Here is a 25,134-nt window from a genome sequence, read left to right on the forward strand (position 1 = left end):
TATTTAAGCCGGACGCGTTAGCGTTTGGCGGGCTGCAGCGTCAGGATGCTGCGGGTGTTGGCGGCCACGTCGGCCTCAATGAGGTATTCCTGCACGTACCCGCCCACCGCATAGGCGTCGGCCTGGTCTTGGTAATGCCGGTCAAACAATACGCCGCTTTGCCCCACCGGGTTGATGCCGCGCGCCTGGCCGGGCTGGGCAAAGTCAATGATGCGCCGGGTAGACGGGCCATAGGCCACCGCCCAGGGGGCCGGGCCAATCGCTGTGGACTGGTTGTTGGGCACCTCACGGCCACCTGGCATCTCGAACGGGCCCACGTTAAAGAACCAGTCCAGCGGCCATTGCGAGGCCAGTGGATGCTTGTGCGTCAGGGTGTGGGCGCGGCCCCAGCCCCAGTCGTTGGGGCTCTTGCCCAAGGTCTCTTTCAGGTGTGCGATGCTGGCGCGCCAAGCGACGGCGACGATATCCTTGCGTGACTCAACCTTTTTTGTCTTGACGTTATCCCACCACACCGACTCTGCATCTTCGGCCAGCCGGGGCAGTGCCAGGTCCAGCGCGCGGGTGCCGAGCAGGTTTTTGAACTGCATCTCGCCAAGCTCATCAGCCATCGTGGCTTGGGTCAGCTCATACAGAAACTGGGTGAAGACGGTGGGCGGAATGTTCAGCGGGGTGTATTGGCCGTCCCACAGGCTCAGGCTGTCAAACACCGAGCGCTCCAGCGGGTCGCGCACCACCTCACTGAGTACCGGCAGCAGCGGCTTGAGCACCCGCCAGTAATAGGCGGTCTGGGTGCTGAGCTGCAGCGACTGGCTGTTGAGCGCGTTCCACTGGATCGTGTTGTCAGCCAGCCGGTCTTCCAGTGCCTGCGCCCGGTCATGCAGGTTGTAGTAGCCCGCTACCGGCAGGCCGCTGCTGGCGAGTGGTTGCTGGTTGGCTGAAACGATGTAGCCGCGTGGCGGATTTTCTTCCTGTGGGTTGTCACTGAAGCGGTAAAAACCCAGCTTGTCAGACTCTTCTTCTTCACCGTCTAGGATGAACATCGGCCTCACCCCGGCCGCACGGATCGGCAATTTGGCTGCGGCCCAGTAGCCGATGTCGCCATCGGCGCTGGCCCAGACGATGTTCAGCCCGGGGGCGTGGATCTTGCTGGCGGCTTGTCTGGCCTTGGGCAGGGTGTTGGCCCGGTTGAGTTCGTAAAAGGCGTCCAGCACCGGGTTCTCGGTTTCCAGGAACGCCCACCACATGGCCAGCGGCTTGTCGCCCAGGCTGTCGCTAAAGGCGCTGTTGAGTAACGGGCCTTGCGGTGCGCGCTGCAGCGTCAGAGTGACGGGTTTTGCGTCCTTGACCTTGATGATTTCCTGGGTGGTTTGTAGATCGACCCATTCACCCAGGTGCCCTACCTGATTCGGGTTGTTCGGGTTGATGCGCAGGCTGATCAGGTCAAGATCATCGTTCTGGAACATGGTCAGGCTCCAGCCAAACTGGCTGTTGTGCCCCAGCAGCGCGGAAGAATTGAGCGCCTGAAAATGCCCGTACAGCTCAAAGCCCGGCGCGCTCAAGTGCGCCTCGTACCAGACTGAGGGCACAGAAAACCCAATGTGCGGGTCGCCCGCCAGCAGCGGCTTGCCGCTGGAGCTGCGCTGGCCCGACACCGCCCAGGCATTGCTGCCCTCAAACAGCGGTACACCGGCCAGGTCCTGCACTTCACGGCTGGCCTGCGCCAACTGGGCCAAGCCCTGCCAGTCGGGTTTGGCAGCGGCAGTGGGTTGCTGATTCAGCACGCCCAGCGGGTGCCACTCAAGGTCAAAAATGTGCAGGTAGTCTGCGCCCAACTCATCGCGCACGTAGGTCAGCACTGGCTCGGTTTTGAAGGCTGCGGCAAAGCTGTAGGCCAGGTAGCCCGAAACCGCTACGGTGTCTGCCAGGGTAAAGGGCCGCTTGGGAATACCTATCAAATCAAATTCCATTGGGGCCGGGTGGCTGGCCTGGTATTGGTTGACGCCGTCCAGATAAGCCAGCTGGGCCTTCACTGCCGGGCTCTGCGGGTCTAGCGCCGCGGCCACCTTGGCAGCGTGCTCGCGCAGGCGCAAGGTGCGAAATAGCCGGTCAACCTTGACCAGCTTGGGGCCCAGCACCTCGGCCAACTCGCCTTGGGCCAGGCGGCGCACCATCTCCATTTGAAACAGCCGGTCTTGCGCATGCACATAGCCCAGCGCCCGGTACAGGTCGGCCTCGTTGCTCGCCTTGATGTGCGGTACGCCGCGCTCGTCATAACGCACACTGACCGGGGCACTGAGTTGCGTCAGGCTCAGTTCACCCGCGCGTTGCGGCCATTTGCTGGAAACATACCAAAACCCACCCCCCAAGGCCAGCAGCATCAAGGCCAGCAGCAGCCCTGCGATGATCTTCAGGGTCAATTTCATGGCGTGCTTGCGAAAAATGTCCGGTTCATGGCTGCATGATAAAGGGCGGTTTGCCGATGCCGGGGTCGTCCTCGGCATAATTTGCTGCTTCATTCACAGGAGATCTTTATGAGCTTGTTTGATTCTGAGCGCAGTCAACAGCCATGTGCAACAGCAAGGCGGCATCGCCAATGTGTTGAGCCGTTTGCTGGCCAACAATGGCGCCAATCCAGCCGATCTCGGGGGACCAGCTCTTGCAGGTGCTCGGCGGTGACCTGATGGGCAAAGCCGCTGGCCAGCTCGGCATCGACCCGTCGCAGCTCAGTGCTCAACTCTCGGCCCTGCTGCCGGGCCTGGTTGACAAACTCACGCCCAACGGCGCCATACCCCAGGGCGGTTTGGGCAATACCGGCGATTTGATGGGCTTGCTGGGCGGCTTGCTGCAACAGCGTTAACTTGCATGCATCAAATCCACCCCGAAGCATGAAAAATTCGTCTCGTCACTGCGAGCGTAGCGTGGCAGTCCATGCAGTACGGGGGGCATGGATTGCTTCACCTCGTTCGCAATGACGACTGTATTTCACGTTAAGTTTTAACTGCCCACCGATTGATCGCAGCGAGGTAACTGCAAGTTATCCGCGGCGCCGTGCTTGGGCATTGACCCGCTGCGCGGCCTCCAAGCCGCTGCGTACCGCACCCTCCAGCGTGGCCGGGTAGGGGCCTGCCACATAGTCGCCACAGGCCAGCAAGCCCGGCGCAATTTGCGGGGCAGGGCGTTGCAGGCCGGGGGTGCAGGCAAAGGTGGCGCGCTTTTCAACCACGGTTTGTACCGGCTGCAGCGTCAGCCCCAACTGGGCTTGCGCTTGCGCCAGCACCTGGGCCTGCACGCTAGCACGGTCGCCCACCGAGGCGCTCACCACAAACGCCAACAAACCCACCGGGCCACCCAGCGCTGCGCGGTCAAAGACAAACTGCGCTGGGTAGGCCGCAGTGTTGCGCAGGGTCAGCATCGGCAGCGGCAGCCGGGCGCCGGGTGACCAGGCGTACACGGTGGTGATCGGCTCGTAATGCAGAGCTTGCGCCGTTTGGCACCAGTCGGCTACCTTTTTTGATATGGTTTCAGGAGCTGCTTGCGCATACTGCATAAGGGCTTGAGCCGTATTTGATGCTGAAGTTGCCCAGATCACCGCGTCAAAGCGCGTCTCTGCCGCAGCCCCCAAGCCCGCGCCAGACAGCCGCCAGGATGGGGGCTTGGCGGAATTGCTCTGTGATGCCTCTTGCCCCAAGGTGTCGACGCGCGCTTTGCGCAGCACTTGCCCACCTTGCTGCTCAATCCAGCGGGCGGCTGCTTGTGGAAACAACGCACTCAGGTCCGTTTTAGGCAGCAGCAGATGTGAGCCGCCGGTGGCGCCAAACAACGCGTCACGCATCACCCGCAGGAAAATGCCGGCGCTGGCCTGCGCTGCTGGGGTGTTCAAGGCCGACACGCACAGCGGCTCGATCAGCTCGGCGTTGATACGCGGGGTGAGGCCGCGACACAGTTCGGTCACGCTCAAACTTGCCTCACAGGTGAACCCTTGCAGCCGCCAGCCCAGTGCTGCGCGCAGCAGCGACACCTTGTCGCCCAGCGACCAACCACGCGCCGCCAAAATGCCGCCCAGGGCGTCCAGCGGCGTTGGCCAGTTGGGCAAGCGGATGCCGCAACCATCGGGAAACTGCAGCGTCATCGGCAGGTCCAGCAGCGTTTGTTGTGGCTCAACACCGACTTGGCGCATCAGCCGCAGGGTGTCGCTGTAGGCACCAATCAGGATGTGCTGGCCGTTGTCCAGCGTCACCTCAGCGCCGTCGGGTAAAGTGCCTTTTAAGGCTCTAGCCCTTCCACCTAAAGCGTCAGTAGCTTCTAAAACTGTAGCATGATGTCCAGCTTGTGTGGCGGCAACTGCAGCCGCCATACCAGCCCAACCGCCGCCCACCACGGCAATCTTCAAACGCGCGGCCATGTCAGTGTTTTATTAACGCAGACAACTACAGCTTGCCCAGCGCCTGCACCCGCCAGGCCAGCCAGAATTTGCGCAGCGGCGTCAGGCTGATGCGTTGGTGCAGCACCTTGAACTGCTCGCGCTCGATCTCGCCCAGCAGCGCGCGGTAGATGCTGGCCATCATCAGGCCGGGTTTTTGCGCGCGGCGGTCTTCGGTAGCGAGCAGGGCAAACGCTTGGTCGTACAAGCCTTGGGCGCGCTGGGCCTGAAATTGCATCAGCGCGGTGAAACGGTCTGAATACGTGCGGTTCAGAATCTCTTGCGCGGTCACGCCGAACTGCTGCAACTCGTTGACCGGTAGGTAAATGCGCCCGCGTATCGCGTCTTCACCCACGTCGCGGATGATGTTGGTGAGCTGCAGCGCTTGGCCCAGCGTGTGCGCGTAGGCGGTGGTTTGAGTCTGCGTCTGGCCAAAAATCTGCGCCGCGACTTCACCCACCACGCCTGCTACCAGATGGCAATAGCGCGACAACGCGATGTAATCCAGATAACGCGTCTGGTTCAGGTCCATCTGGCAACCTTCAATCACGGCTTGCAGGTGGCGCTGCTCGATGGCGAAGTCTTTGGCAATCGGCATCAGCGCCAGCATCACCGGGTGGCTAGGCTGCCCGGCATACGCCTTGGCCACTTCCTGCTGCCACCAGGCCAGCTTGGTGGCCGCCACGCCGATGTCGGTGGCGTCGTCCACCACGTCATCGACTTCCCGGCAAAACGCATAAAACGCGGTGATAGCGGCGCGTTTGGGCGGCGCAAGGAACAAAAAAGCGTAATAAAAGCTGCTGCCGGAACCGGCGGCTTTTTGCTGGACATAGTCTTGAGGGGTCATGGGGTGCGCTTGTTTTGCTTGAGTTTAAGCGGGGACTCGTTTCGTTTTGCCGGTGATTTGTCTGCCATTCAATTGAGTTTATTTTTGTTGGACTTCTGGCATTTATGTTTCGCTACGCGCGTTGATTTCCCCACTCACTACCCCCGCGGGGCGAGAAAGGGCGGGGGTAGTGAGTGGGGGAAAACCACTCGGCTGGCGTGCCAAAGAGACGCGGGTTACAAATAGCTGGTGGCCAAGTGAGCAAAAGCTCACTTCATCCACAACGCCCGCCAAAGCAACACTGGCACATCCCAAGCGCTGAGTTTGGGCCGGGTTCGCCAGGTCACAAACCCCAGCGCTTCAATCTTGTCCAGAATCCGTAAACCGCCTTGCACCACCAGCCGCAGTTCCCAGCCCGCCCGGCCAGGCACCTTGCGTGGCAGTGCAGCGCCTTTTAGCATCAGAGCCCTTGCAGCGCTTGCGCTGGCAGCTATTAATAGTGCAGCATTCTCAGAGTGGCTGGTGGGCAGGAAGTCGGCCTGTGTCACACCGAAGCGTGCCATGGCTTGCTGCGTGATGTACCAGCGGCCACGGGCAGCGTCCACGCTCACGTCTTGCCAGAAGTTGATGAGCTGCAGCGCGCTGCAGATGGCGTCGCTTTGCGCCAGCGAGGTGGCGTCTTGCACACCATGCAGGTGCAGTAGCAGCCGCCCGATGGGGTTGGCAGAACGACGGCAGTAGTCCAGCAACGCGTCGTCGTTCGCGTAGCGGCGTTGTTGTGCGTGATAGATCACGTCTTGCTCAAAGGCGTCGAGCAAATCTGTGAGCAGGCTCAGCGGCAACTGGTACTGTCCAAGCATGTGTTGCAGTGGCCGAAACACCGCCGCCCAGCGCGGGCTAAAGGGCTTGTCGTTGGCGGCGGCCAGCAGGTCGCCCTGAAAATCACTCAGGTCAGCCAAGCGGCTCGCGGGGCTGGCGTCGCCTTCGTCAGCGAGGTCATCTGCCGTGCGGGCAAAGTGGTAAATCGCGGCAACGGCCGGGCGCAAGTGCGCCGGGCACAGGATGGAGGCCACCGGAAAGTTTTCATAATGGGTGACCGGGGCAAGGATTGGCGCGTGGCTCATGGCTAGCAGGGTCAGTGCATCCTGCCAGGTTTGACAGTGGTTTTGAAGCTCTTAAAATTACTAACCGCCCGGTCATTAACCAGGGTATTGTTTGAAAGTATTGCTATGAAATTGGTGCCATCCATGTCGCGCTCGCTGCTGTTGGGCTTGACTATAGCGTCAGCCTTTGTGCTGCTGGCGTGCTCCAAGCCTGAGGTGCCGGTGGAGCCGATCCGCTCGGTGAAGGTGATCACGGTGGGGGTTCAGCCGGCCATTGCTACGCTGGAATATGCCGCCGAGGTGCGGGCCCGGGTTGAATCGCGTCTGGGTTTTCGGGTGGGCGGCAAGGTGACGGCGCGGCTGGTGGAATTAGGCCAGCGCGTCAAAGCCGGGCAGGTTTTGGCGCAACTGGACCCGCAAGACCTGAAGCTGGCCACCGATGCCGCGCGCGCCCAGGCCGCCGCTGCCCGCACGAACCGTGACCTGGGCGCAGCTGATTTCAAACGTTACCAAGCCTTGAAAGAGCAAAACTTCATCAGCGGCGCCGAGCTGGAGCGGCGCGAAAGCACCCTGAAGGCCGCGCAGGCGCAGCTTGATACGGCCCAGTCGCAGCTGTCTGCCCAGTCGAATCAGGCCGGCTACGCCACGCTGCTGGCGGACGCCTCCGGGGTGGTGACTGCCGTGCTGGCCGAAGCCGGCCAGGTGGTGTCCGCCGGTGCGCCGGTGGTGCAGCTGGCGCGTGATGGCGCGCGTGACGTGGTGTTTGCCGTGCCGGAAGACAAAGTGGCCGGGCTGCGGGTGGGCGGCCAGGTGGCGGTGCGCCCCTGGGCGACTGGTGCGCTGCAAACTGCGGTGGTGCGTGAGGTGGCCGCCAGCGCTGATGCGGTGACACGCACCTTCAGCATCAAAGCGGCGTTGCCAGTGGCCAGTACGCTGGCGCTGGGGAGCACCGTGTCGGTTTTGCCCGCAGGCGTGCAACACACGGGTGCCATGGTGATCAAGCTGCCCACCACGGCGCTGCGACAGGAGGGGCAAAGCACGGTGGTTTGGGTGCTTGACCCGACAACCATGACGGTCAACCTGCAGTCGATTCAGGTGGCTACCGCCGATGGCAATGACGTGGTGGTGGCCAGTGGCTTGACACCGGGCATGCAGGTGGTGACCGCAGGCGTGCATGTGTTAACCCCTGGTCAAAAGGTCACACTTTATAAGCAAAATCAGCCTCTAGCCCTTACCAGTCAAGCGCAGACAGCTATCAATAGTGAAGTTAATAGTAAAGTGAATCAAGCGCCGTCGGCAGCCCTGCCAGCAGCCAGCGCAGCCAGCGCCGGGCAGTGAGGCGAGCATGAGCGACACCCACCTGCACCCGGAAAAGGGTTTTAACCTGTCGCGCTGGGCGATTGAACACACTGCCCTGACGCGTTTCCTGATGATCGTTTTGATGCTGCTGGGCGCTGCCAGCTACTTCCAGCTGGGGCAAGACGAAGACCCGCCGTTCACCTTCCGGGCCATGGTGGTGCGCGCCTACTGGCCGGGTGCCAGTGCCCAGCAGGTGGCCGAGCAGGTCACTGACAAGCTGGAGCAGGTGCTGCAAGAGGTGCCTTACGCCGACAAGATCCGCAGCTACTCCAAGCCGGGCGAGGCGCAAATCATCTTCCAGATCAAGGACTTTGCGCGCGGGCCAGAGGTGGCCAACGTCTGGTACCAGGTGCGCAAAAAGATGGGCGATGCGCGTGGCAGCTTGCCGCAAGGTGTGCAAGGCCCGTTCTTCAATGATGATTTTGGCGACGTGTTTGGCGTTATCTACGCCTTGCAGGCGCCTGGTTTTGACTACGCCGAGCTAAAAACCTTTGCCGACGAGGTGCGCCAGCAGTTGCTGCGCGTGCAAGACGTGGCCAAGGTGGAGCAGTTTGGTGTGCAGGACGAAAAGCTGTTTGTCGAGATCTCGCAAAAGCGCTTGGCGCAACTTGGGCTGGACATGACCGCCGTGCTGGCGCAACTCAGCCAGCAAAACGCGGTGGAGTCGGCCGGTGCGGTGCAAACACCGTTGGACGTGGTGCAGGTGCGGGTGGCCGGGCAGTTCAAGGCCGTTGAAGAGCTGGCCGCCATGCCGATTCGTGGCAGTTCAGGCAAGCAGTTGCGCCTGGGCGATATTGCCGAGATCAAACGCGGCTACGTGGACCCGCCCACAGTCAAAGTGCGTTTTCAGGGGCAAGAGGTGGTCGCGCTGGGGGTCTCTATGTCCAAAGGTGGCGACATCATTGCCCTGGGCAAGGCGCTCAAGGTAGCCACCGCGCGTATTCAGGCGACGCTGCCGGTGGGGGTGACGCTGGGGCAGATCCAGGACCAGCCCACATCGGTGGCCAAGTCAGTCAATGAATTTGTGGCGGTGCTGATTGAAGCGGTGGCGATTGTGCTGGCGGTGAGCTTTTTGAGCCTGGGTCTGCACAAGCGCCCCGGTATGCACCCGCTTTACCGGCGCTGGACGCTGGACATGCGCCCCGGTCTGGTGGTGGGCATCACCATCCCGCTGGTGCTGGCGATGACGTTTTTGGCGATGAATTATTTTGGCATTGGCCTGCACAAGATATCGCTGGGTTCGCTCATCATTGCGCTGGGCTTGCTGGTGGACGACGCCATCATCGCGGTGGAGATGATGGTGCGAAAGATGGAAGAGGGCTACGACAAAGTGCGTGCCGCCACCTTTGCCTATGAGATCACCGCCATGCCGATGCTCACCGGCACGCTGATCACCGCGGCGGGCTTTTTGCCGATTGGCATCGCCAAAAGCACGGTGGGTGAGTACACCTTTGCCATCTTCGCGGTCACCGTGATTGCCTTGTGCCTGAGCTGGATCGTGTCGGTGTACTTTGTGCCCTACCTGGGGGTGCGGCTGCTCAAGGCACCGCCGCATGTGGTGGCGCATACGCAAAGTGGTGAGACGCTGGGCGCCGGTGAGGTGCATGACATGTACGACACGCCGTTTTACAACTGGTTTCGCCGCGCGGTCCATACCTGCGTGCGCCGCCGCTGGGTCACTATCCTGGTCACACTGGCCCTGTTTGGCGCAGGCTTGTTCGGCATGACCCGGGTGCAGCAACAGTTTTTCCCGGATTCGGTGCGCCCGGAGCTGACGGTGGACCTGTGGTTTCCCGAAGGCACCTCGTTTGCCGCCAACGAAACGGTGGCCAAACGGTTGGAAGCGCGTCTAATGGCCGAGCCGGGTGTACTGACCGTTACGCAGTGGGTGGGTTCGGGCGTGCCGCGCTTTTACTTGCCGCTGGACCAGGTGTTTGCACAAACCAATGTGTCGCAACTGATCATCCTGCCGCAAGACCTGGCCACCCGAAACGAACTGTTGCACGCGCTGCCTGCGCTGCTGGCGCAAGAGTTCCCCGAAGTGCGTGGCCGTGTCAAGCTGCTGGCCAACGGGCCGCCGGTGCCCTACCCGGTGCAGTTTCGGGTGATTGGGCTGGACCCCACGGTTTTGCGCGAGCGCGCCAATGAGGTTAAGGCCATTTTGCGTGACAGCCCTAACACCCGAGGTGTGAACGACAACTGGAACGAATCGGTGAAAGTCATGCGGCTGGAGGTCGACCAGACCAAGGCGCGCGCGCTGGGCGTCACCAGCCAGTCGATCGCGCAGGGGGCTAAAACTCTTTTGAATGGCAGCACAGTCGGGCAATACCGCGAGGGCGACAAGCAGATCGACATCGTACTGCGGCAACCGCTGGACGAGCGCAACGCCATCACCGACATCGCCAACGCTTATCTGCCAACCGCGTCAGGCCAGTCGGTTCCGTTGACGCAAATTGCCAAGCCGGTGTTCACCTGGGAGCCAGGGGTGCTGTGGCGCGAGGGGCGCGACTACGCCATCACCGTTCAGGGCGATATTGCCGAGGGCTTGCAAGGTGCCACCGTCACCAACGAGCTGCTGCCTCAGCTGAAGACTTTGGAGGCGCAGTGGGCACAAGCCGGGCAGGGCGACTACCGCATTGAGGTCGCGGGCGCAGTGGCCGAGAGTGCCAAAGGCTCGTCAAGCATCTTGGCGGGTTTGCCGGTGATGCTGTTCATCACCTTCACTTTGCTGATGCTGCAATTGCACAGCTTCAGCCGCGCCCTGCTGGTGTTTTTGACCGGGCCGCTGGGGATAGCAGGCGTCGCAGCGGCTTTGTTGCTGCTGAATCGGCCTTTTGGCTTTGTGGCGCTGCTGGGGGTGATTGCGCTGATGGGCATGATCCAGCGCAATTCAGTGATCCTGATTGATCAGATTGAGCAGGACCGCGCGCGTGGCGTGCCGGCCTGGGAAGCCATTGTGGAGTCTGCCGTGCGCCGCTTGCGCCCGATTGTGCTCACCGCTGCAGCCGCTGTGCTGGCCATGATTCCACTGAGCCGCTCGGTATTTTGGGGGCCGATGGCGGTGGCGATCATGGGCGGCCTGATCGTCGCTACGGTGCTGACACTGCTGGCCTTGCCGGCCATGTACGCGGCCTGGTTTCGGGTGACGCCCCACAGCAAATAGCCCAAGTTGGGACTTCTCGGGATATATGCAGGTGCTTTGGACAGATCAGGGCAGTGCATCGGGTTAAAATCTCAGGCTGACCAATTTCTGGGGGCGGTTTATACCAGCCCCCTTTAATTTGCGCGGGTGGCGAAATTGGTAGACGCACCAGGTTTAGGTCCTGACGCTGGCAACAGTGTGGGGGTTCGAGTCCCCCCCCGCGCACCACTCATATTTATGGAGATAAAAGATGGCCGTAGCTGTAGAAACTCTTGAAAAGCTCGAACGCAAGATGACGTTGAGCCTGCCCCTTTCCGCCGTTCAGTCCGAAGTGACCGCACGCCTGAAAAAAATGGCCCGCACGGTAAAGATGGACGGTTTCCGTCCGGGCAAGGTGCCCATGAATGTGGTGGCACAGCGCTACGGCTATTCGGTTCAGTACGAAGTGATGAACGACAAGGTTGGCGAGGCATTTTTCAATGCCGCCACGCAAGCCCAGTTGCGCGTGGCCGGGCAACCGAAAATCAACGAAAAAGAAGGCGCCCCCGAGGGTGAGATGACTTTTGAAGCAGTTTTTGAGGTCTATCCAGATGTCAAGATCGGTGATCTGACCACAGCTGAAGTCGAAAAAGTCACCACCGAAGTGTCTGACGCCGCCATCGAAAAAACCCTGGACATCCTGCGCAAGCAGCGGCGCACGTTTTCGCAGCGCGCACATGATGCCCAAGCCGTGACTGGCGACCGTGTGACTGTTGATTTTGAAGGAAAAATTGACGGTGAACCGTTTGAAGGTGGCAAGGCGGAAGACTTTCAATTCATCCTGGGTGACGGCCAGATGCTCAAGGAATTTGAAGAAGCCGCGCTGGGTCTGAAAACTGGCGAAAGCAAGACTTTCCCGCTGGTTTTCCCTGAGGACTACCACGGCAAGGATGTGGCCGGCAAAACTGCTGACTTCATGGTTACCGTCAAGAAAATTGAAGCCGCACACCTGCCGGAGGTGGATGGTGCGTTGGCAAAAACTCTGGGTATTGAAGACGCCACGGTTGAAGGCTTGCGCGCAGACATCAAGAAAAACTTGGAGCGTGAAGTTAAGTTCCGCTTGCTGGCGCGTAACAAAACTGCGGTGATGGATGCCTTGGTTGCCAAGGCCGAGTTGGACCTGCCCAACGCCAGCGTGCAAGCGGAAATTGCCCGCCTGATGGAGGGTGCTCGTGCTGATCTGAAGCAACGTGGCATCAAAGACGCTGACAAGGTGACGATTCCCGACGATGTGTTCCGCCCGCAAGCTGAGCGCCGCGTGCGACTGGGCTTGGTGGTTGCCGAACTGGTGCGCGCCAATGGCTTGCAAGGCAAGATGGAGCAGATCAAGGCGCATGTGGATGAACTGGCCGCCAGCTACGAAAAACCCGCTGAAGTTGCGAAATGGTATTTCAGCGACAACAAGCGCCTGGCCGAAGTCGAAGCCATCGTGCTGGAGAACAATGTGACCGACTTTGTGCTGACACAAGCCAAGGTTACCGAGAAAGCGATCGGCTTTGACGAGTTGATGGCGCAAAACTGATTTGCATCTTCTTGTGCTGACCCAGTTGGGGCTTGTGTCTGACTACTCGTCAGGCAATCAAGCCTCAATTTGTTTGCAGGCTTGCGTTTTTGGCTACAGTACAGTCAGTTTTCATGATCAAACCCGAATCCCCGTAGGAGTGCAATGAACATACAGAATCTGGGCATGGTGCCCATGGTGATTGAACAATCAGGCCGCGGCGAGCGTTCTTATGACATTTATTCGCGTCTGCTCAAAGAGCGTGTGATTTTTATGGTGGGTCCGGTCAATGACCATGTGGCCAACCTGGTGGTGGCGCAGTTGTTGTTTCTGGAAAGCGAAAACCCGGATAAAGACATCTCGTTCTACATCAATTCGCCCGGCGGCTCGGTCACCGCTGGCATGGCGATTTATGACACCATGAATTTCATCAAGCCTCAGGTTTCCACGCTGTGTACCGGCATGGCTGCCAGCATGGGCGCGTTTTTGTTGGCAGCGGGTGAAAAAGGCAAGCGTTTTTCGCTGCCAAACTCCAAGGTCATGATTCACCAACCCTCGGGGGGTAGCCAGGGTCAAGCGACTGAAATCGAAATTCAGGCGCGTGAAATCCTGAAAACCCGTGGGCAACTCAACAAAATTCTCGCCGAGCGCACCGGCCAGTCGCTGGAGCGTATTGAGCGTGACACCGAGCGCGACTACTACATGTCGGCGGATGAGTGCAAAGATTACGGTCTGATTGACCAGGTTATTTCAAAAAGGGCGTAGTTCACATGGCCGACAAAAAAGGCTCCTCGGGCGAAAAGACGCTGTACTGTTCTTTCTGTGGCAAAAGTCAGCATGAAGTCAAGAAACTGATTGCTGGTCCCTCGGTGTTTGTGTGCGATGAGTGCATTGAACTCTGCAACGAAATCATCCGCGACGAACTGCCGCCGACCACCGAGAGCACAGGCACAGGTGATCTGCCGACACCCGCTGAGATCAAAGCCAATTTGGACAATTACGTTATTGGTCAAGAGCCTGCCAAGCGCATCCTGGCGGTGGCGGTTTACAACCACTACAAGCGGCTCAAGCACCAGGAAAAGTCCACCAAAGACGATGTTGAACTGTCCAAAAGCAATATTTTGCTGATTGGTCCCACGGGTTCGGGTAAGACGCTGCTGGCGCAGACTTTGGCGCGAATGCTGGATGTGCCTTTTGTCATGGCCGACGCCACAACGCTGACCGAAGCCGGTTACGTCGGTGAAGACGTTGAAAACATCGTGCTCAAGCTGCTGCAAAGCTGTAACTATGAAGTGGAACGGGCTCAGCGCGGTATTGTTTACATTGACGAGATCGACAAGATCTCACGCAAGTCTGACAACCCATCCATCACGCGTGATGTGTCAGGCGAAGGTGTGCAGCAGGCGCTGCTCAAGCTGATTGAAGGCACGATGGCCAGCGTGCCACCCCAAGGTGGCCGCAAGCACCCGAATCAGGACTTTGTGCAGGTCGACACCACCAACATTTTGTTCATTTGCGGTGGCGCGTTTTCGGGGCTGGAGAAAGTCATTGACAACCGCACCGAGTCATCGGGCATCGGTTTTGGTGCGGCGGTCAAGAGCAAACATAACCGCAGTCTGACTGACGTCTTCAAGGAAGTTGAGCCAGAAGATTTGATCAAGTTCGGTTTGATTCCAGAGCTCGTGGGGCGCATGCCGGTGGTAGCGACGCTGGGCGAACTCAGCCAAGAAACGCTGATACAGATCCTCACCGAGCCAAAAAACGCGCTGGTCAAGCAATACAGCAAGTTGCTGGCCATGGAAGGGGTCGATCTCGAAATCCGCCCTTCTGCCTTGAAAGCGATTGCCAAGAAGGCGCTGGCCCGCAAAACCGGCGCACGGGGTTTGCGCTCCATTTTGGAGTTGGCGCTGATCGACACCATGTTTGACTTGCCCAACGCGTCTAATGTGGAAAAAGTGGTTCTTGACGAATCTACCATCGAAGAAAACAAAGCGCCCTTGTTGGTTTACCGCGAAGTGGCCAAGAAGGCCTGATTTGGTCTGCGTTTGGGGGCTTTATGCCCCGGTAGCGTTTTCACGGGCTGCTGATAATGGGCTCGCTGCTTGAAAAGTGGCCAAGTCGCTCCATATCTACCAGGTAAGAAAAGGATGTTTTATGTCTGGTCACACACTATTACCTGTTGATCCCCTTGACCTGCCACTGTTGCCCTTGCGCGATGTGGTGGTGTTTCCGCACATGGTTATTCCGCTGTTTGTCGGCAGGCCCAAGAGCATCAAGGCGCTGGAAGCCGCTATGGGCATCGACCGGCGGATTATGCTGGTGGCGCAAAAAGCCGCAGCCAAGGATGATCCTCTGGTCACCGACATGTTTGATGTCGGTTGTATCTCCACCATTTTGCAAATGCTGAAGCTCCCTGACGGCACGGTCAAGGTGCTGGTGGAGGGGCAACAGCGTGCCGTGGTCAATAAGGTGGAGGACGGCGAGTCTTATTTTGTTGCCAGCATCACACCTGTAGAAGTAGTTGTGGAGCCTGTGACGAAGTCAAAAAACAAGGCGAGTGAAATTGAGGCGTTGCGTCGCGCGGTGATGCAGCAGTTTGACCAGTACGTCAAACTCAATAAGAAAATTCCGCCAGAAATTCTGACGTCGATTGCCGGCATTGACGACCCGGGCCGCATGACCGACACCATCGCAGCCCATCTGCCGTTAAAGCTCGACAGCAAGCAAGCTGTGCTGGAGCTGTCCAACATCAAAGAGCGCCTGGAAAACCTGTACGGTCAGATTGAGCGCGAAGTCGATATCCTGAATGTCGACAAAAAGATTCGTGGGCGAGTCAAACGCCAGATGGAAAAGAACCAGCGCGATTTCTACTTGAATGAGCAGGTCAAAGCCATTCAAAAGGAACTCGGCGAAGGCGAAGACGGTGCAGATATTGAAGAGATCGAGAAGAAAATCAAGTCTGCCAAGATGCCCGTGGAGGCGCTAAAAAAGGCTGAGGCGGAGCTCAAAAAACTCAAGTTGATGTCGCCGATGTCAGCAGAAGCCACGGTGGTGCGCAATTACATAGATGTGCTGACCAGCATGCCTTGGGCGGTCAAGACCAAAATCAAGCACAACCTGACGAACGCCGAGACGGTGCTGAATGAAGATCACTATGGTCTGGACAAGGTCAAGGACCGCATCCTCGAATACCTTGCTGTGCAGCAGCGGGTCGACAAGGTCAAGTCGCCCATCCTGTGTCTGGTGGGCCCACCTGGGGTGGGTAAAACTTCTCTTGGTGAGTCAATTGCCAAAGCCACGGGCAGAAAATATGTGCGTATGGCGCTGGGTGGAATGCGCGACGAGGCTGAAATCCGTGGCCATCGGCGAACCTATATTGGTGCCATGCCGGGCAAAGTGCTGCAGAGCTTGTCCAAGGTGGGCACGCGCAACCCGTTGTTTTTGCTGGACGAAATCGACAAACTGGGCACAGACTTCCGTGGTGATCCGTCGAGTGCGTTGCTTGAGGTGCTGGACCCCGAGCAGAACCACAAGTTTGGTGATCACTATGTCGAGGTCGACTTTGACCTGAGTGACGTGATGTTTATCGCCACATCCAATTCCATGAATATCCCGCCCGCCCTGCTGGACCGCATGGAAGTGATTCGCCTGGCCGGTTATACCGAAGACGAAAAAACAAATATTGCTCTCAAGTACTTGCTGCCCAAGCAGTTCAAGAACAATGGCGTGAAGGAATCTGAACTGCTTTTGACCGAAGAGGCGGTACGTGACATCGTGCGTTACTACACGCGTGAAGCCGGCGTGCGGTCGTTGGAGCGTGAAATCTCCAAGATCTGCCGCAAGGTGGTTAAAGGTTTGCAACTCAAGAAGATGACCGGCCTAGTCACTGTGGCAGGCGATAACTTGAACGATTTTCTTGGTGTGCGTAAGTACGACTATGGCCGCGCCGAGAAGATAAATCAGGTGGGCCAAGTGGTTGGCTTGGCGTGGACAGAAGTCGGTGGCGATTTGCTCACCATTGAAGCCGCCATGGTGCCGGGCAAGGGTGTGATCACGCGCACCGGTTCTTTGGGCGACGTGATGAAAGAGTCAGTGGAGGCCGCCCGCACCGTGGTGCGCAGCCGCTCACACCGGCTGGGCATCAAGGATGAAGTTTTCGAAAAGAAAGACATTCATATCCATGTGCCTGACGGTGCAACACCCAAAGACGGTCCCAGTGCTGGTGTGGCCATGACTACGGCATTTGTGTCTGCCATGACCGGTATCCCGGTGCGTTGTAACGTGGCCATGACGGGTGAAATCACTTTGCGCGGTGAGGTGACCGCTATTGGTGGCTTGAAAGAAAAGCTGCTCGCCGCGCTGCGGGGTGGTGTCACGACGGTGATCATTCCGGAAGACAACGCCAAGGACTTGCAGGAAATTCCTGAAAATGTAAAAAATGGTCTTGAAATTGTTCCGGTGCGCTGGATCGACAAGGCGCTTGAGATTGCATTGGAGCGGATGCCCACGCCGCTACCTGAAGATGAACCGGTGGCCGTCGCGCCCGCCAAGGCGGTGGTTGATCCTGTTCACCTCTCGGGCGCGGTGAAACACTGAAAACGTTTTTGAATTTTGAAACAAAGCAGGCCCGTTTTCTACTATACTCATGGGCTTGCGACGCGGGAATAGCTCAGTTGGTAGAGCGCAACCTTGCCAAGGTTGAGGTCGAGAGTTCGAGACTCTTTTCCCGCTCCATAGGTTTTATCAGATGCAAATCCCGGTTTGCATCCACGCGGGAATAGCTCAGTTGGTAGAGCGCAACCTTGCCAAGGTTGAGGTCGAGAGTTCGAGACTCTTTTCCCGCTCCAGATTTCAAAAAAGGGAAGCAGCTGCTTCCCTTTTTTGTCATAGGTTTTGGCGCGATAGCAAATCGGTTATGCAACGGATTGCAAATCCGTCTAGCCCAGTTCGACTCTGGGTCGCGCCTCCATCAATACGGAGCCCAAATAAGCTCAGGCAAGCCTCGCAAAGTCATTATGCGAGGCTTTTTGTCTCACAATACAGCTGTGCCCGAGTGGTGAAATAGGTAGACACATCGGACTTAAAATCCGCCGCTTCGTGAATAACGGGCGTACCGGTTCGATTCCGGTCTCGGGCACCACTAAACTCCAAACCTATGGCACGCTACAACGCCCCCTTTGAAATCCATGTGCATGGCCAGGTGGCCTTGCGCGCGGATGTGACCCCTGACAACCTGCAAGACGCACTCAAGCCCCTCTGGAAATATGTGGGTGCCAAATCTTTAGCCGCAGCGTCAGGTAGCTTTTACGAAGATGAGCCGGGCATCAAATTTGATGCCCAGGAGCACCTTCTGCAGATGTGCTGGACCGTGGAAGGTGATGATGACTTTCGCCAGGCACTCGACGAACTGTGCATGAACCTCAACGATGTGGCGCAATCAGGTGCCGCCATTGAAGTCACTTTTTACGATACCGAATTTGACGATGAGGACGAAGAAGACGCCACCGATAACGAGTCACGTGATGACTTTGTCATGCTCTTTGTCGGCCCAGACCCGGCGTCCATCATGCAAGTGCAGCGCGATTTACTGGTGCAAGATGTGGTCAACATGATGGAGCGCCACTTTGACGGGGCAGAGCTGGGTGGGGTGGTCGCCGCCATCGACCACCTGTTTAGCCAACGCTTTGATGACTTGGTCAACTCTTTGCAGTTGGGCAAGCCGCCGCGAGGTTCGGGTGGTGGAGGCTCTGGTGGCATGGGTCACGGCGGGGGCCGCAAGCCCCGTCATTTGCATTAGTTTGGAGCATATGCGGATATGAATCAGGCCGTGACTTCAGCAACCGCAGCACCATCACCCCCTGTTCCGGGGCGTCCCGAGAAGCTACGGCTGGGCGACGTGCTGGTTCAGCAGCGCCTGATCTCCCAAGAGCAATTGCAGCAAACGCTGTTGCTTCAAAAGCAGACTGGCAAAAAAATGGGCCGTCTGCTCATTGAAACCGGGCTGATCACTGAAGAACTACTGGCCAACGGGCTGGCGCGCCAGCTCCGGGTTCCGTTCGTCAATCTCAAAACCTTCCCGTTTCGTGTTGATGTGGTGAAACTGCTGCCCGAGTCAGCTGCGCGGCGTTTCCGTGCCCTAGTGCTGGAAGACAAGGGTGATACCTTGCTGGTCGCTTTTGCCGACCCGCTTGACCTGTTTGCCTATGACGAACTGACAAGGCTGCTCAAGCGATCAGTTTCAATTGCTGCGGTTCCGGAAAGTCAGTTGGCGCTGGCGTTTGACAGGCTCTACCGCCGCACTGAGGAAATCAGTGGCTTCGCGCGTGCGTTGGAAAAAGATCTGGGTGATGCGGTTGACTTTGGCGAGTTGTCTGCATCGGTGGGCAGTGAGGGCGCGCCAGTTGTGCGCTTGCTGCAGTCGCTTTTTGAAGATGCCATGCAGGTTGGCGCGTCGGATGTGCATATTGAGCCGCAAGAGTCAGGGCTGCAAATCCGGGTGCGGGTGGATGGTGTGTTGCAAACCCAAACGCAGGCCGACAAGCGCATTGGTGGCGCGTTGGCGCAGCGTCTCAAGCTCATGGCCGGGCTGGATATTTCTGAGAAACGCTTACCGCAAGATGGTCGCTTCAGCGTGCGCCTGCGTGACGCCACGATTGATGTGCGGCTTTCCACCTTGCCCACCAATTACGGTGAATCAGCCGTGATGCGTTTGCTAAAGCAGGGCGCAGGCATGAAGCGCCTAGATGACATTGGCATGCCGGCAGACATGCTGCGGCGCTTTCACGAGATCATTGGTCGCATTTCCGGGCTGGTGCTGGTGACCGGGCCCACAGGCTCAGGCAAAACCACGACACTATACGCGGCACTGTCAGAGATCAATGCTGCTGAACTCAAGGTCATCACCGTGGAAGACCCGGTGGAATACCGGATGCCTGGCCTGACCCAGGTGCAGGTGAACGACAAGATTGATTTGAGCTTTGCACGCGTGTTGCGCGCTTGCCTGCGTCAGGATCCGGATGTGATTCTGGTCGGTGAGATGCGAGACGCAGAAACTGCTGAAATCGGCCTTCGGGCCGCAATTACCGGGCACTTGGTGCTATCAACTTTGCATACCCGTGATGCCATCAGCACACCTTTCCGGCTGCTGGACATGGGTGTGCCGCCCTTCATGGTGGCGACCTCTTTACAGGCGGTGATTGCCCAGCGGCTGGTTCGGCTGAACTGCCCGGAGTGCAACGAGCCGCATCACCCCACGCCGCAAGAGTTGTCGTGGCTGGCGGGTATGGTTGATGATGTGGCTGCAGTGGCCTCCAAGCGCGGGCGAGGCTGCTCGGCCTGCAATGGCACCGGTTATGCGGGTCGCCAAGGGGTTTATGAACTGCTTGAAATGGATGCGGCACTCACCCAAGCGGCGTCCCGATCTGACCCTGCAGCGTTTATGAAACTTGCGCGCGAGCGCATGAAGGGCCACACCCTGTCGTTTCATGCGCTGGAACTGGTTCGCCAGGGGCGCACGTCGCTGGCCGAGGCCTTACGCATCGGGTTCGATGTCGACGAGCAAGACGACTGACCGCAGCCAGACCAGCACTTATGGCAGTCTATGCATGGCGCGGCCGCAACAATCGCGGTGAAGCAGTTCAGGGCCAACTCGACGCACTGAGCGAAAACAACGTCGCCGATCAACTGCTGGCCATGGGAGTGGCACCGGTTCATATCGGTGCGGTTACCGTGGCTGCCAAAGACAAAGCCGGCCAAGATAACTGGTTCACTCGGCTCAGCCGGCCTGCGGTGGTGGTGGAAGACATCCTGATTTTTTCGCGGCAGATGTACACCTTGAACAAGGCGGGCGTGCCCATACTGCGTGCATTTGCCGGGCTGGAAGCGTCCAGCACCAAGCCAGCCATGGTTGATTTGCTCAAAGACATTCGCTCCAGCCTGGACCAAGGGCGTGAGCTATCGGCCGCATTGGCGCGACATCAGGATATTTTTGGTGCGTTTTACATCTCCATGATCCGCGTGGGGGAGATGACCGGCAAGCTCACCGAAGTGTTTTTGCGCCTCAATGAGCATATGGAGTTTGAGCGCGATGTGCGTGAGCGCATCAAGCAGGCCTTGCGCTACCCGATTTTTGTATTGATCGCCATGGCCATTGCCGTGATCATCCTGAATATTTTTGTGATTCCCACCTTTGCCAAAGTGTTTGCCGGCTTCAACGCAGAGTTGCCACTGATCACCCGCGGCTTGCTGGCTTTTTCCGCCTGGATGCTGGCCTGGTGGCCGTTGCTGATTGCCGGGGGTATTGGCGTGGGCATGTTGATTCGCAGCTACATACGCACCCCTGCGGGCCGCTACAACTGGGACTCCCGCAAGCTTAAGCTCCCCATTGTGGGCGAGATCATCCTGAAGGCTACCCTGGCCCGTTTTGCCCGCAGTTTTGCCTTGTCCAGCCAGAGTGGCGTGCCCTTGGTGCAAGCTTTAACCGTGGTGGCGCAAACGGTAGACAACGCATTTATAGGCAGCCGCATTGAGCAAATGCGCGATGGCATTGAGCGCGGCGAGAGCATTTCAGCCTGCGCGGCGGCCACCGGCGTCTTCACCCCGGTGGTGCTGCAAATGATCAACGTGGGTGAAGAAACCGGCGAGCTCGATAACCTGCTGTTCGAGATTGCCGGCATGTACGAGCGCGAAACCGACTACAACATCAAGGGCCTGTCAGCCGCCATTGAGCCGATCCTGCTGGCAGTCATTGGCGTGCTGGTGTTGCTCCTGGCGCTGGGTGTGTTTTTGCCACTCTGGAATTTGGGCTCGGCTGCGATGGGCAAAGGTGGCGGCTAGCCATGGCTGAGCGCGCCATGCGCCATTTGAGTTTGCCCACTTGGAGCCGCACCTTGGAATGGTCGGTGATGGGCCTTGTCGTAGCGATATTGGTGGTGGCGTTCATGCACTACACGCGCGTTCTGCAAGGGCAGGGCGAGTACGCGGCGGTGCGAAGCACCTTGGGCGCACTGCGGACTGCGCTGGTCATTGACCGCTTGCAGCGCGTTACAGCAAAAATATCCAACACAGGTGCCGCTGACGCTGTGTTGAATGAACCTCGCAATCCCTTTGAATTGCTGCAACAGCGCCCGGCGAATTATTCAGGCCTTGCCAGCCGCCAGCAAGCGGAAATGGTCTTGCCCGGCACCTGGGTTTTTGATCCTGCTTGCCCCTGTATAGGCTACCGCCCGCTGGATGATCGGTGGTTTGACAGCCCTAGCGGTGAGCTGATGGCGTGGTTCCAGTTACAAGGCGCACCGGGCCCTCTGCAACTGACGGGGAAGGAAGTCTACCGCTGGCAGGGGCAGTTGCTTGACTGATGTGGAAGTTTGTAGTTTGGCCGCCATATACTTAGAACACCGGCGCTATGAATTTTAAATTTTTTTAAAAGGCGGACAACATGAAACAAGTACAACGCGGCTTTACTTTGATCGAGTTGGTAATGGTGATCGTGATCTTGGGTGTGCTGGCGGCGGTGGCGTTGCCTAAGTTTGTGGATTTGAAGGGGGATGCGCAGACTGCGGCAGTACAAGGAGTCGCTGGCGGCATCAGTTCGGCGAGCTCAATTAACTATGCTGCCCGGAGTGTGACCACAGCTAATGGCACCGCAACCGCTAACATCAGTTGCCAGGACGCTGCAACTGCGATCTTGCAGGGTGGGCTACCTTCGGGCTACAAGATGGAGGCTGGCAACGTTGGTGCCGCTGGCGTGTCAACCAACTGCACAGTCCAACAAACCGATGGCGGCAAGACGGCAACCGCGGTCATTGTTGGAATCTGACTCTATTGATTGAACAGGTTCAGCTTTGACGCTGCCTGTTCTCCGAACTAGCCGCCGTCAAGGCGGCTTTTTCACATCTGCTGCTGAAAACGCAGTGGTAATTGATACCGGTAATTGTCTTTTTGATCAGCAGGCACGCCAGCATATCCCTGTTTAAAAGCGGCAAGCGCCTTCGCATCATCCTGCATCGGTGGGTTGGCATAAATTGAACCTAGCCGAAAGTAAGTGTCAGCTCCCTGCTCAGGCCATTTGGTGTTGAAAAGCTCCAGTGACCGGATCGTCAAAAGCGGATTGTTTTCTTTTAGGCCGACCGCGTATCCCGTCTGCAGCAGGTTGAAGTCGTATCGGCCAAGGTCGAAGCTCTTATTCAATATCCCCGCGGCCTCAATTGCCTGGCCAGCCTTGGTTAGAAGTGTGACCTTGAGAGTGACCGTTTCCAGATCATCAGGCTTCAACCTTTCTACTTGTTGCAGTGCTAGATGCGCTTTCTCGTGTTGACCCATCTGCGCGTAGTTGATTGCCAGACCGGCCCAAATGGCCACTACATTTGGCCGACTGGCTGCAACTGTTTCCAGTATCTTTATGGCATTTCTGAAGTCCCCGGATGCTGCCAATTGTTCTGCCACCACTGCGGTGAGCCGCCGGTAGTGATGATTGATGGCAATTCCCTCCTGAACATCCTGCAACATTTGTGATTTGCGGTCGGCCATACTGGGCGCGCTGGCGGGCAGGGTTTGCGTCAAAAACAAGCCAAGATGGATGGCGTGGACGATTTTGTATTCCGCCACTGCCGCCTGCCTGCTGATGTAGGCCGCCAGCCCAAGGCTGGTTGCCATCGCAATCAACGCGACGCGTGAGTAAGTTGGCTTCCAGCGCAGACAGGACGCAAAAAACTGCTGCCGCTTGCCCAGTCGCGCATCCGACCCCGCCAACATCGCTAAAGCCAGCACCAGCAGCGCCCCACAGCCCGCCAAATGCCAAGGAAACCCTGCGTTGCTGACGATTAGCAGTGCCAGCAGGCTCGTCAGCGTGAAAGCCCGTAGCGGAGCCTCTTGCAAATCCTCGCCGCGTAGCCGCCAGGTAGTTCCGGCCGAGTGCAGCAAATAGGCCAACAAAAACGCTAAAACCAAGCCACCCACCGCCATGCCGTATTCACTGAGCAACTGTAAAAACTCGTTGTGCGCGTAGTAGTCAGTCTCTAACACCGTGTAAGTGCGTTGGTACAGCGGAATTTGCACCTCCCAGGCACCAGCGCCCACACCGGTTAGCGGGTTGGCCAGCATCATGCGGGCGGTGGCCATCCACATCTGCGAGCGGATTGAAAAAGAGCCTTCGGTGTACTCGCTGCGTTTGGCCATCGAGGCGGTTCGCAAAAAACTGCGTTCCAGGGCTGTGGTGCCACTGCCGTCTTTGATCAGCTGCGCATTTTGGGTTGGAATCGAGCCCATCACACCAACACATGCTATAAAAATAGCAGCTGTTAGCGCTCTATTTACAAGGGCTAGACGCCAAAAAGGCAATATATCTCGGTACTTCACAAGTACCACCGCCAACACCGGCAACAACACCAGCAGCGTCACCAGGGCAGAACGGGTGCCGGTCATCATCAGTGCCACTACATTGAAAGCGACTGAGGCCGTCATGACCATCGTCAAGCGCGGTGAGCGCAGACTGGCGAGCAACCAAACTGACAGCGGCAGCACGGCTATGGCGTATTCAGCAAAGAAATTGCGGTTGATGAAAGACGATGCTGGCATGGCACCTTGCGGAAAAAAGCGCCAATCAAACCAAAATTGCAGCGCCACCCACAGGGAGGCCACCACCGCACCCAAGTGAATGCCCCACAGCAGCGTTGGCAGATTCTTGCGTGTCAGCGTGTTCAGTACCAGCCACAGCAGTAGGCTCAAAATGAACCAGCGAATGGCTTCCACGCCCGCCAGGTAGGTGTGGCTCCACGCCATGCTGCCCAGCGCGTAGGCCATTAGCGCCAACGGGAGCCAGACCAAGCCATGCCAGCGCAAAGGCGCAGTGCGCTGGCGTTGCTGCCAAAAAAATACCAGTGCCGCTATCAGTACTCCAAAAGCCGCCAACGCCGATTTCAGCGTGTCTTGCAGCATCAACTCGCTGGGCACGCCCAACGTCGGGACCAAAAACATCATCCAAGCCAGGAAAGTGATGGGTTGAAGAGAGGGCACTTGGGCAGTCGGATGAAGTTCACGTTAACGCCTACCTATTATGATGGACGGCCAAGCCCACCCACGTGAGGTCAAACCATGCAACATGCCTTCAAACCACGCTTGACCGCTGATGACTACCTTAGCGGCGAACTCACTAGCGACATTCGCCACGAGTATGTCGATGGCGAGGTTTACGCCATGGCTGGCGCGGGCGAGGCGCACAACCTGATCGCGTTAAACGTGGCATCCTTTCTGCGCAGTCATGCGCGCGGTGGGCCGTGCCGGGTGTTTATCTCTGACATGAAGTTGCACGTGGCGACGTGGAAAGCGTTTTACTACCCGGATGTGATGGTGGTTTGTGATCCGGACGATGCGCAAACGTACTACAAACAAAGCCCCAGCCTGGTGGTGGAGGTGCTGTCGCCGTCCACCGAGTCGATTGACCGGCGCGAGAAAATGCTGGCTTACCGCACCTTGCCCAGCCTGCGCGAGTATTTGCTGATCGCCCAAGACAAACGCCAGCTTGAGCTTTATCGGCGCGCCGACGATGGCGACTGGCTTGTGGCTGTGCGCGCCGAAACCGGTGCTGTGCAGTTGGACAGCGTTAACGCCAGTCTGGCGCTTGACGAGGTGTACGAGGATGTCAATTTGGGCACCGCTGAAGTGCATGGCTAACATTCGTTTTCGAGCTGGCGAAATTTATGAAAAATTGGCCTCTAGCCCTTATGAATACTGCGCAAGCAGCTCTTT

18 protein-coding genes and 5 tRNA genes are annotated in these 25,134 nt (G+C 58.2%); 18 read left to right on the forward strand and 5 right to left on the reverse strand.

Going from position 1 to position 25,134, the window contains the following annotated elements; genetic code table 11:
* Positions 1–17 precede the first annotated feature (17 nt).
* Positions 18–2,423 (reverse strand): penicillin acylase family protein, encoded by a 2,406-nt coding sequence (locus BLL52_RS11705; RefSeq protein ID WP_075586808.1) that lies wholly within the window; start codon positions 2,421–2,423, stop codon positions 18–20.
* A 197-nt stretch (positions 2,424–2,620) separates the two neighbouring features.
* Between BLL52_RS11705 and BLL52_RS11710 the strand changes: the two genes are divergently transcribed.
* Entirely contained in the window at positions 2,621–2,857 is a 237-nt protein-coding gene (locus BLL52_RS11710) for a YidB family protein (RefSeq protein WP_075586809.1), read from the forward strand.
* A 177-nt stretch (positions 2,858–3,034) separates the two neighbouring features.
* Here the strand turns inward: BLL52_RS11710 and hpnE are convergent, their stop codons facing one another.
* From hpnE to hpnC, 3 genes are all read right to left on the reverse strand, one after another.
* Complete coding sequence (gene hpnE / locus BLL52_RS11715) at positions 3,035–4,390, reverse strand: hydroxysqualene dehydroxylase HpnE (protein ID WP_075587228.1); 1,356 nt, start codon at positions 4,388–4,390, stop codon at positions 3,035–3,037.
* A 37-nt stretch (positions 4,391–4,427) separates the two neighbouring features.
* Positions 4,428–5,267, reverse strand: a complete 840-nt coding sequence (gene hpnD / locus BLL52_RS11720; RefSeq protein ID WP_075586810.1) for a presqualene diphosphate synthase HpnD — start codon at positions 5,265–5,267, stop codon at positions 4,428–4,430.
* A gap of 248 nt (positions 5,268–5,515) precedes the next feature.
* Positions 5,516–6,370: a squalene synthase HpnC gene (gene hpnC, locus BLL52_RS11725; protein WP_075586811.1), complete on the reverse strand. Its 855-nt coding sequence runs from the start codon at positions 6,368–6,370 to the stop codon at positions 5,516–5,518.
* Between the two features lie 105 nt (positions 6,371–6,475).
* Between hpnC and BLL52_RS11730 the strand changes: the two genes are divergently transcribed.
* The 16 genes from BLL52_RS11730 to BLL52_RS21755 all read left to right on the forward strand — a co-directional run bounded on the left by BLL52_RS11730 (position 6,476) and on the right by BLL52_RS21755 (position 22,207).
* The gene (locus BLL52_RS11730; RefSeq protein ID WP_241839136.1) at positions 6,476–7,687 is read left to right on the forward strand and encodes an efflux RND transporter periplasmic adaptor subunit; all 1,212 of its coding nucleotides are present in this window, start codon (positions 6,476–6,478) and stop codon (positions 7,685–7,687) included.
* A 7-nt stretch (positions 7,688–7,694) separates the two neighbouring features.
* A complete protein-coding gene (locus BLL52_RS11735) occupies positions 7,695–10,871 on the forward strand; it encodes an efflux RND transporter permease subunit (protein WP_075586812.1) in 3,177 nt (1,058 codons plus the stop codon).
* A 120-nt stretch (positions 10,872–10,991) separates the two neighbouring features.
* A tRNA-Leu gene (locus tag BLL52_RS11740) sits at positions 10,992–11,078 on the forward strand.
* 22 nt (positions 11,079–11,100) lie between these two features.
* The gene (gene tig / locus BLL52_RS11745) at positions 11,101–12,411 is read left to right on the forward strand and encodes a trigger factor (RefSeq protein WP_075586813.1); all 1,311 of its coding nucleotides are present in this window, start codon (positions 11,101–11,103) and stop codon (positions 12,409–12,411) included.
* Between the two features lie 144 nt (positions 12,412–12,555).
* Positions 12,556–13,155 carry an ATP-dependent Clp endopeptidase proteolytic subunit ClpP gene (gene clpP, locus BLL52_RS11750; RefSeq protein WP_075586814.1) on the forward strand — a complete coding sequence of 200 codons (600 nt, stop codon included), beginning with the start codon at positions 12,556–12,558 and terminating at the stop codon, positions 13,153–13,155.
* 5 nt (positions 13,156–13,160) lie between these two features.
* Positions 13,161–14,423, forward strand: a complete 1,263-nt coding sequence (clpX, locus tag BLL52_RS11755) for an ATP-dependent Clp protease ATP-binding subunit ClpX (RefSeq protein WP_075586815.1) — start codon at positions 13,161–13,163, stop codon at positions 14,421–14,423.
* Between the two features lie 121 nt (positions 14,424–14,544).
* Positions 14,545–16,986: an endopeptidase La gene (gene lon / locus BLL52_RS11760; RefSeq protein ID WP_075586816.1), complete on the forward strand. Its 2,442-nt coding sequence runs from the start codon at positions 14,545–14,547 to the stop codon at positions 16,984–16,986.
* A 62-nt stretch (positions 16,987–17,048) separates the two neighbouring features.
* Positions 17,049–17,124 (forward strand) — tRNA-Gly (locus BLL52_RS11765).
* Positions 17,125–17,161: 37 nt separating this feature from the next.
* Positions 17,162–17,237, forward strand: a tRNA-Gly gene (locus tag BLL52_RS11770).
* A gap of 48 nt (positions 17,238–17,285) precedes the next feature.
* Positions 17,286–17,359, forward strand: a tRNA-Cys gene (locus BLL52_RS11775).
* 78 nt (positions 17,360–17,437) lie between these two features.
* Positions 17,438–17,530: transfer RNA gene (locus tag BLL52_RS11780), tRNA-Leu, on the forward strand.
* Between the two features lie 15 nt (positions 17,531–17,545).
* Complete coding sequence (locus tag BLL52_RS11785) at positions 17,546–18,187, forward strand: DUF6806 family protein (RefSeq protein WP_075586817.1); 642 nt, start codon at positions 17,546–17,548, stop codon at positions 18,185–18,187.
* Positions 18,188–18,217: 30 nt separating this feature from the next.
* Entirely contained in the window at positions 18,218–19,960 is a 1,743-nt protein-coding gene (locus tag BLL52_RS11790; RefSeq protein ID WP_241839137.1) for a GspE/PulE family protein, read from the forward strand.
* A 20-nt stretch (positions 19,961–19,980) separates the two neighbouring features.
* The gene (locus BLL52_RS11795) at positions 19,981–21,225 is read left to right on the forward strand and encodes a type II secretion system F family protein (protein ID WP_075586819.1); all 1,245 of its coding nucleotides are present in this window, start codon (positions 19,981–19,983) and stop codon (positions 21,223–21,225) included.
* A gap of 2 nt (positions 21,226–21,227) precedes the next feature.
* Complete coding sequence (locus BLL52_RS11800; protein ID WP_075586820.1) at positions 21,228–21,746, forward strand: hypothetical protein; 519 nt, start codon at positions 21,228–21,230, stop codon at positions 21,744–21,746.
* 80 nt (positions 21,747–21,826) lie between these two features.
* A complete protein-coding gene (locus tag BLL52_RS21755) occupies positions 21,827–22,207 on the forward strand; it encodes a pilin (protein ID WP_075586821.1) in 381 nt (126 codons plus the stop codon).
* 71 nt (positions 22,208–22,278) lie between these two features.
* Here the strand turns inward: BLL52_RS21755 and BLL52_RS11810 are convergent, their stop codons facing one another.
* Positions 22,279–24,366: an O-antigen ligase family protein gene (locus BLL52_RS11810; protein ID WP_075586822.1), complete on the reverse strand. Its 2,088-nt coding sequence runs from the start codon at positions 24,364–24,366 to the stop codon at positions 22,279–22,281.
* A gap of 114 nt (positions 24,367–24,480) precedes the next feature.
* Between BLL52_RS11810 and BLL52_RS11815 the strand changes: the two genes are divergently transcribed.
* The gene (locus BLL52_RS11815) at positions 24,481–25,059 is read left to right on the forward strand and encodes a Uma2 family endonuclease (RefSeq protein ID WP_075586823.1); all 579 of its coding nucleotides are present in this window, start codon (positions 24,481–24,483) and stop codon (positions 25,057–25,059) included.
* The last annotated feature ends 75 nt before the right edge of the window (positions 25,060–25,134 follow it).

The organism is Rhodoferax antarcticus ANT.BR, from assembly GCF_001938565.1.
In the GTDB taxonomy this organism is placed as follows: domain Bacteria; phylum Pseudomonadota; class Gammaproteobacteria; order Burkholderiales; family Burkholderiaceae_C; genus Rhodoferax; species Rhodoferax antarcticus.

Excerpts from the sequence above, each read along its gene's own strand:
- BLL52_RS11705 (WP_075586808.1), bottom strand. The coding sequence starts at position 2,423 with ATGAAATTGACCCTGAAGATCATCGCAGGGCTGCTGCTGGCCTTGATG.
- BLL52_RS11710 (WP_075586809.1), top strand. The coding sequence starts at position 2,621 with ATGGCGCCAATCCAGCCGATCTCGGGGGACCAGCTCTTGCAGGTGCTC.
- hpnD (WP_075586810.1), bottom strand. The coding sequence starts at position 5,267 with ATGACCCCTCAAGACTATGTCCAGCAAAAAGCCGCCGGTTCCGGCAGC.
- hpnC (WP_075586811.1), bottom strand. The coding sequence starts at position 6,370 with ATGAGCCACGCGCCAATCCTTGCCCCGGTCACCCATTATGAAAACTTT.
- BLL52_RS11730 (WP_241839136.1), top strand. The coding sequence starts at position 6,476 with ATGAAATTGGTGCCATCCATGTCGCGCTCGCTGCTGTTGGGCTTGACT.
- BLL52_RS11735 (WP_075586812.1), top strand. The coding sequence starts at position 7,695 with ATGAGCGACACCCACCTGCACCCGGAAAAGGGTTTTAACCTGTCGCGC.
- tig (WP_075586813.1), top strand. The coding sequence starts at position 11,101 with ATGGCCGTAGCTGTAGAAACTCTTGAAAAGCTCGAACGCAAGATGACG.
- clpP (WP_075586814.1), top strand. The coding sequence starts at position 12,556 with ATGAACATACAGAATCTGGGCATGGTGCCCATGGTGATTGAACAATCA.
- clpX (WP_075586815.1), top strand. The coding sequence starts at position 13,161 with ATGGCCGACAAAAAAGGCTCCTCGGGCGAAAAGACGCTGTACTGTTCT.
- lon (WP_075586816.1), top strand. The coding sequence starts at position 14,545 with ATGTCTGGTCACACACTATTACCTGTTGATCCCCTTGACCTGCCACTG.
- BLL52_RS11785 (WP_075586817.1), top strand. The coding sequence starts at position 17,546 with ATGGCACGCTACAACGCCCCCTTTGAAATCCATGTGCATGGCCAGGTG.
- BLL52_RS11795 (WP_075586819.1), top strand. The coding sequence starts at position 19,981 with ATGGCAGTCTATGCATGGCGCGGCCGCAACAATCGCGGTGAAGCAGTT.
- BLL52_RS11800 (WP_075586820.1), top strand. The coding sequence starts at position 21,228 with ATGGCTGAGCGCGCCATGCGCCATTTGAGTTTGCCCACTTGGAGCCGC.
- BLL52_RS21755 (WP_075586821.1), top strand. The coding sequence starts at position 21,827 with ATGAAACAAGTACAACGCGGCTTTACTTTGATCGAGTTGGTAATGGTG.
- BLL52_RS11810 (WP_075586822.1), bottom strand. The coding sequence starts at position 24,366 with ATGATGTTTTTGGTCCCGACGTTGGGCGTGCCCAGCGAGTTGATGCTG.
- BLL52_RS11815 (WP_075586823.1), top strand. The coding sequence starts at position 24,481 with ATGCAACATGCCTTCAAACCACGCTTGACCGCTGATGACTACCTTAGC.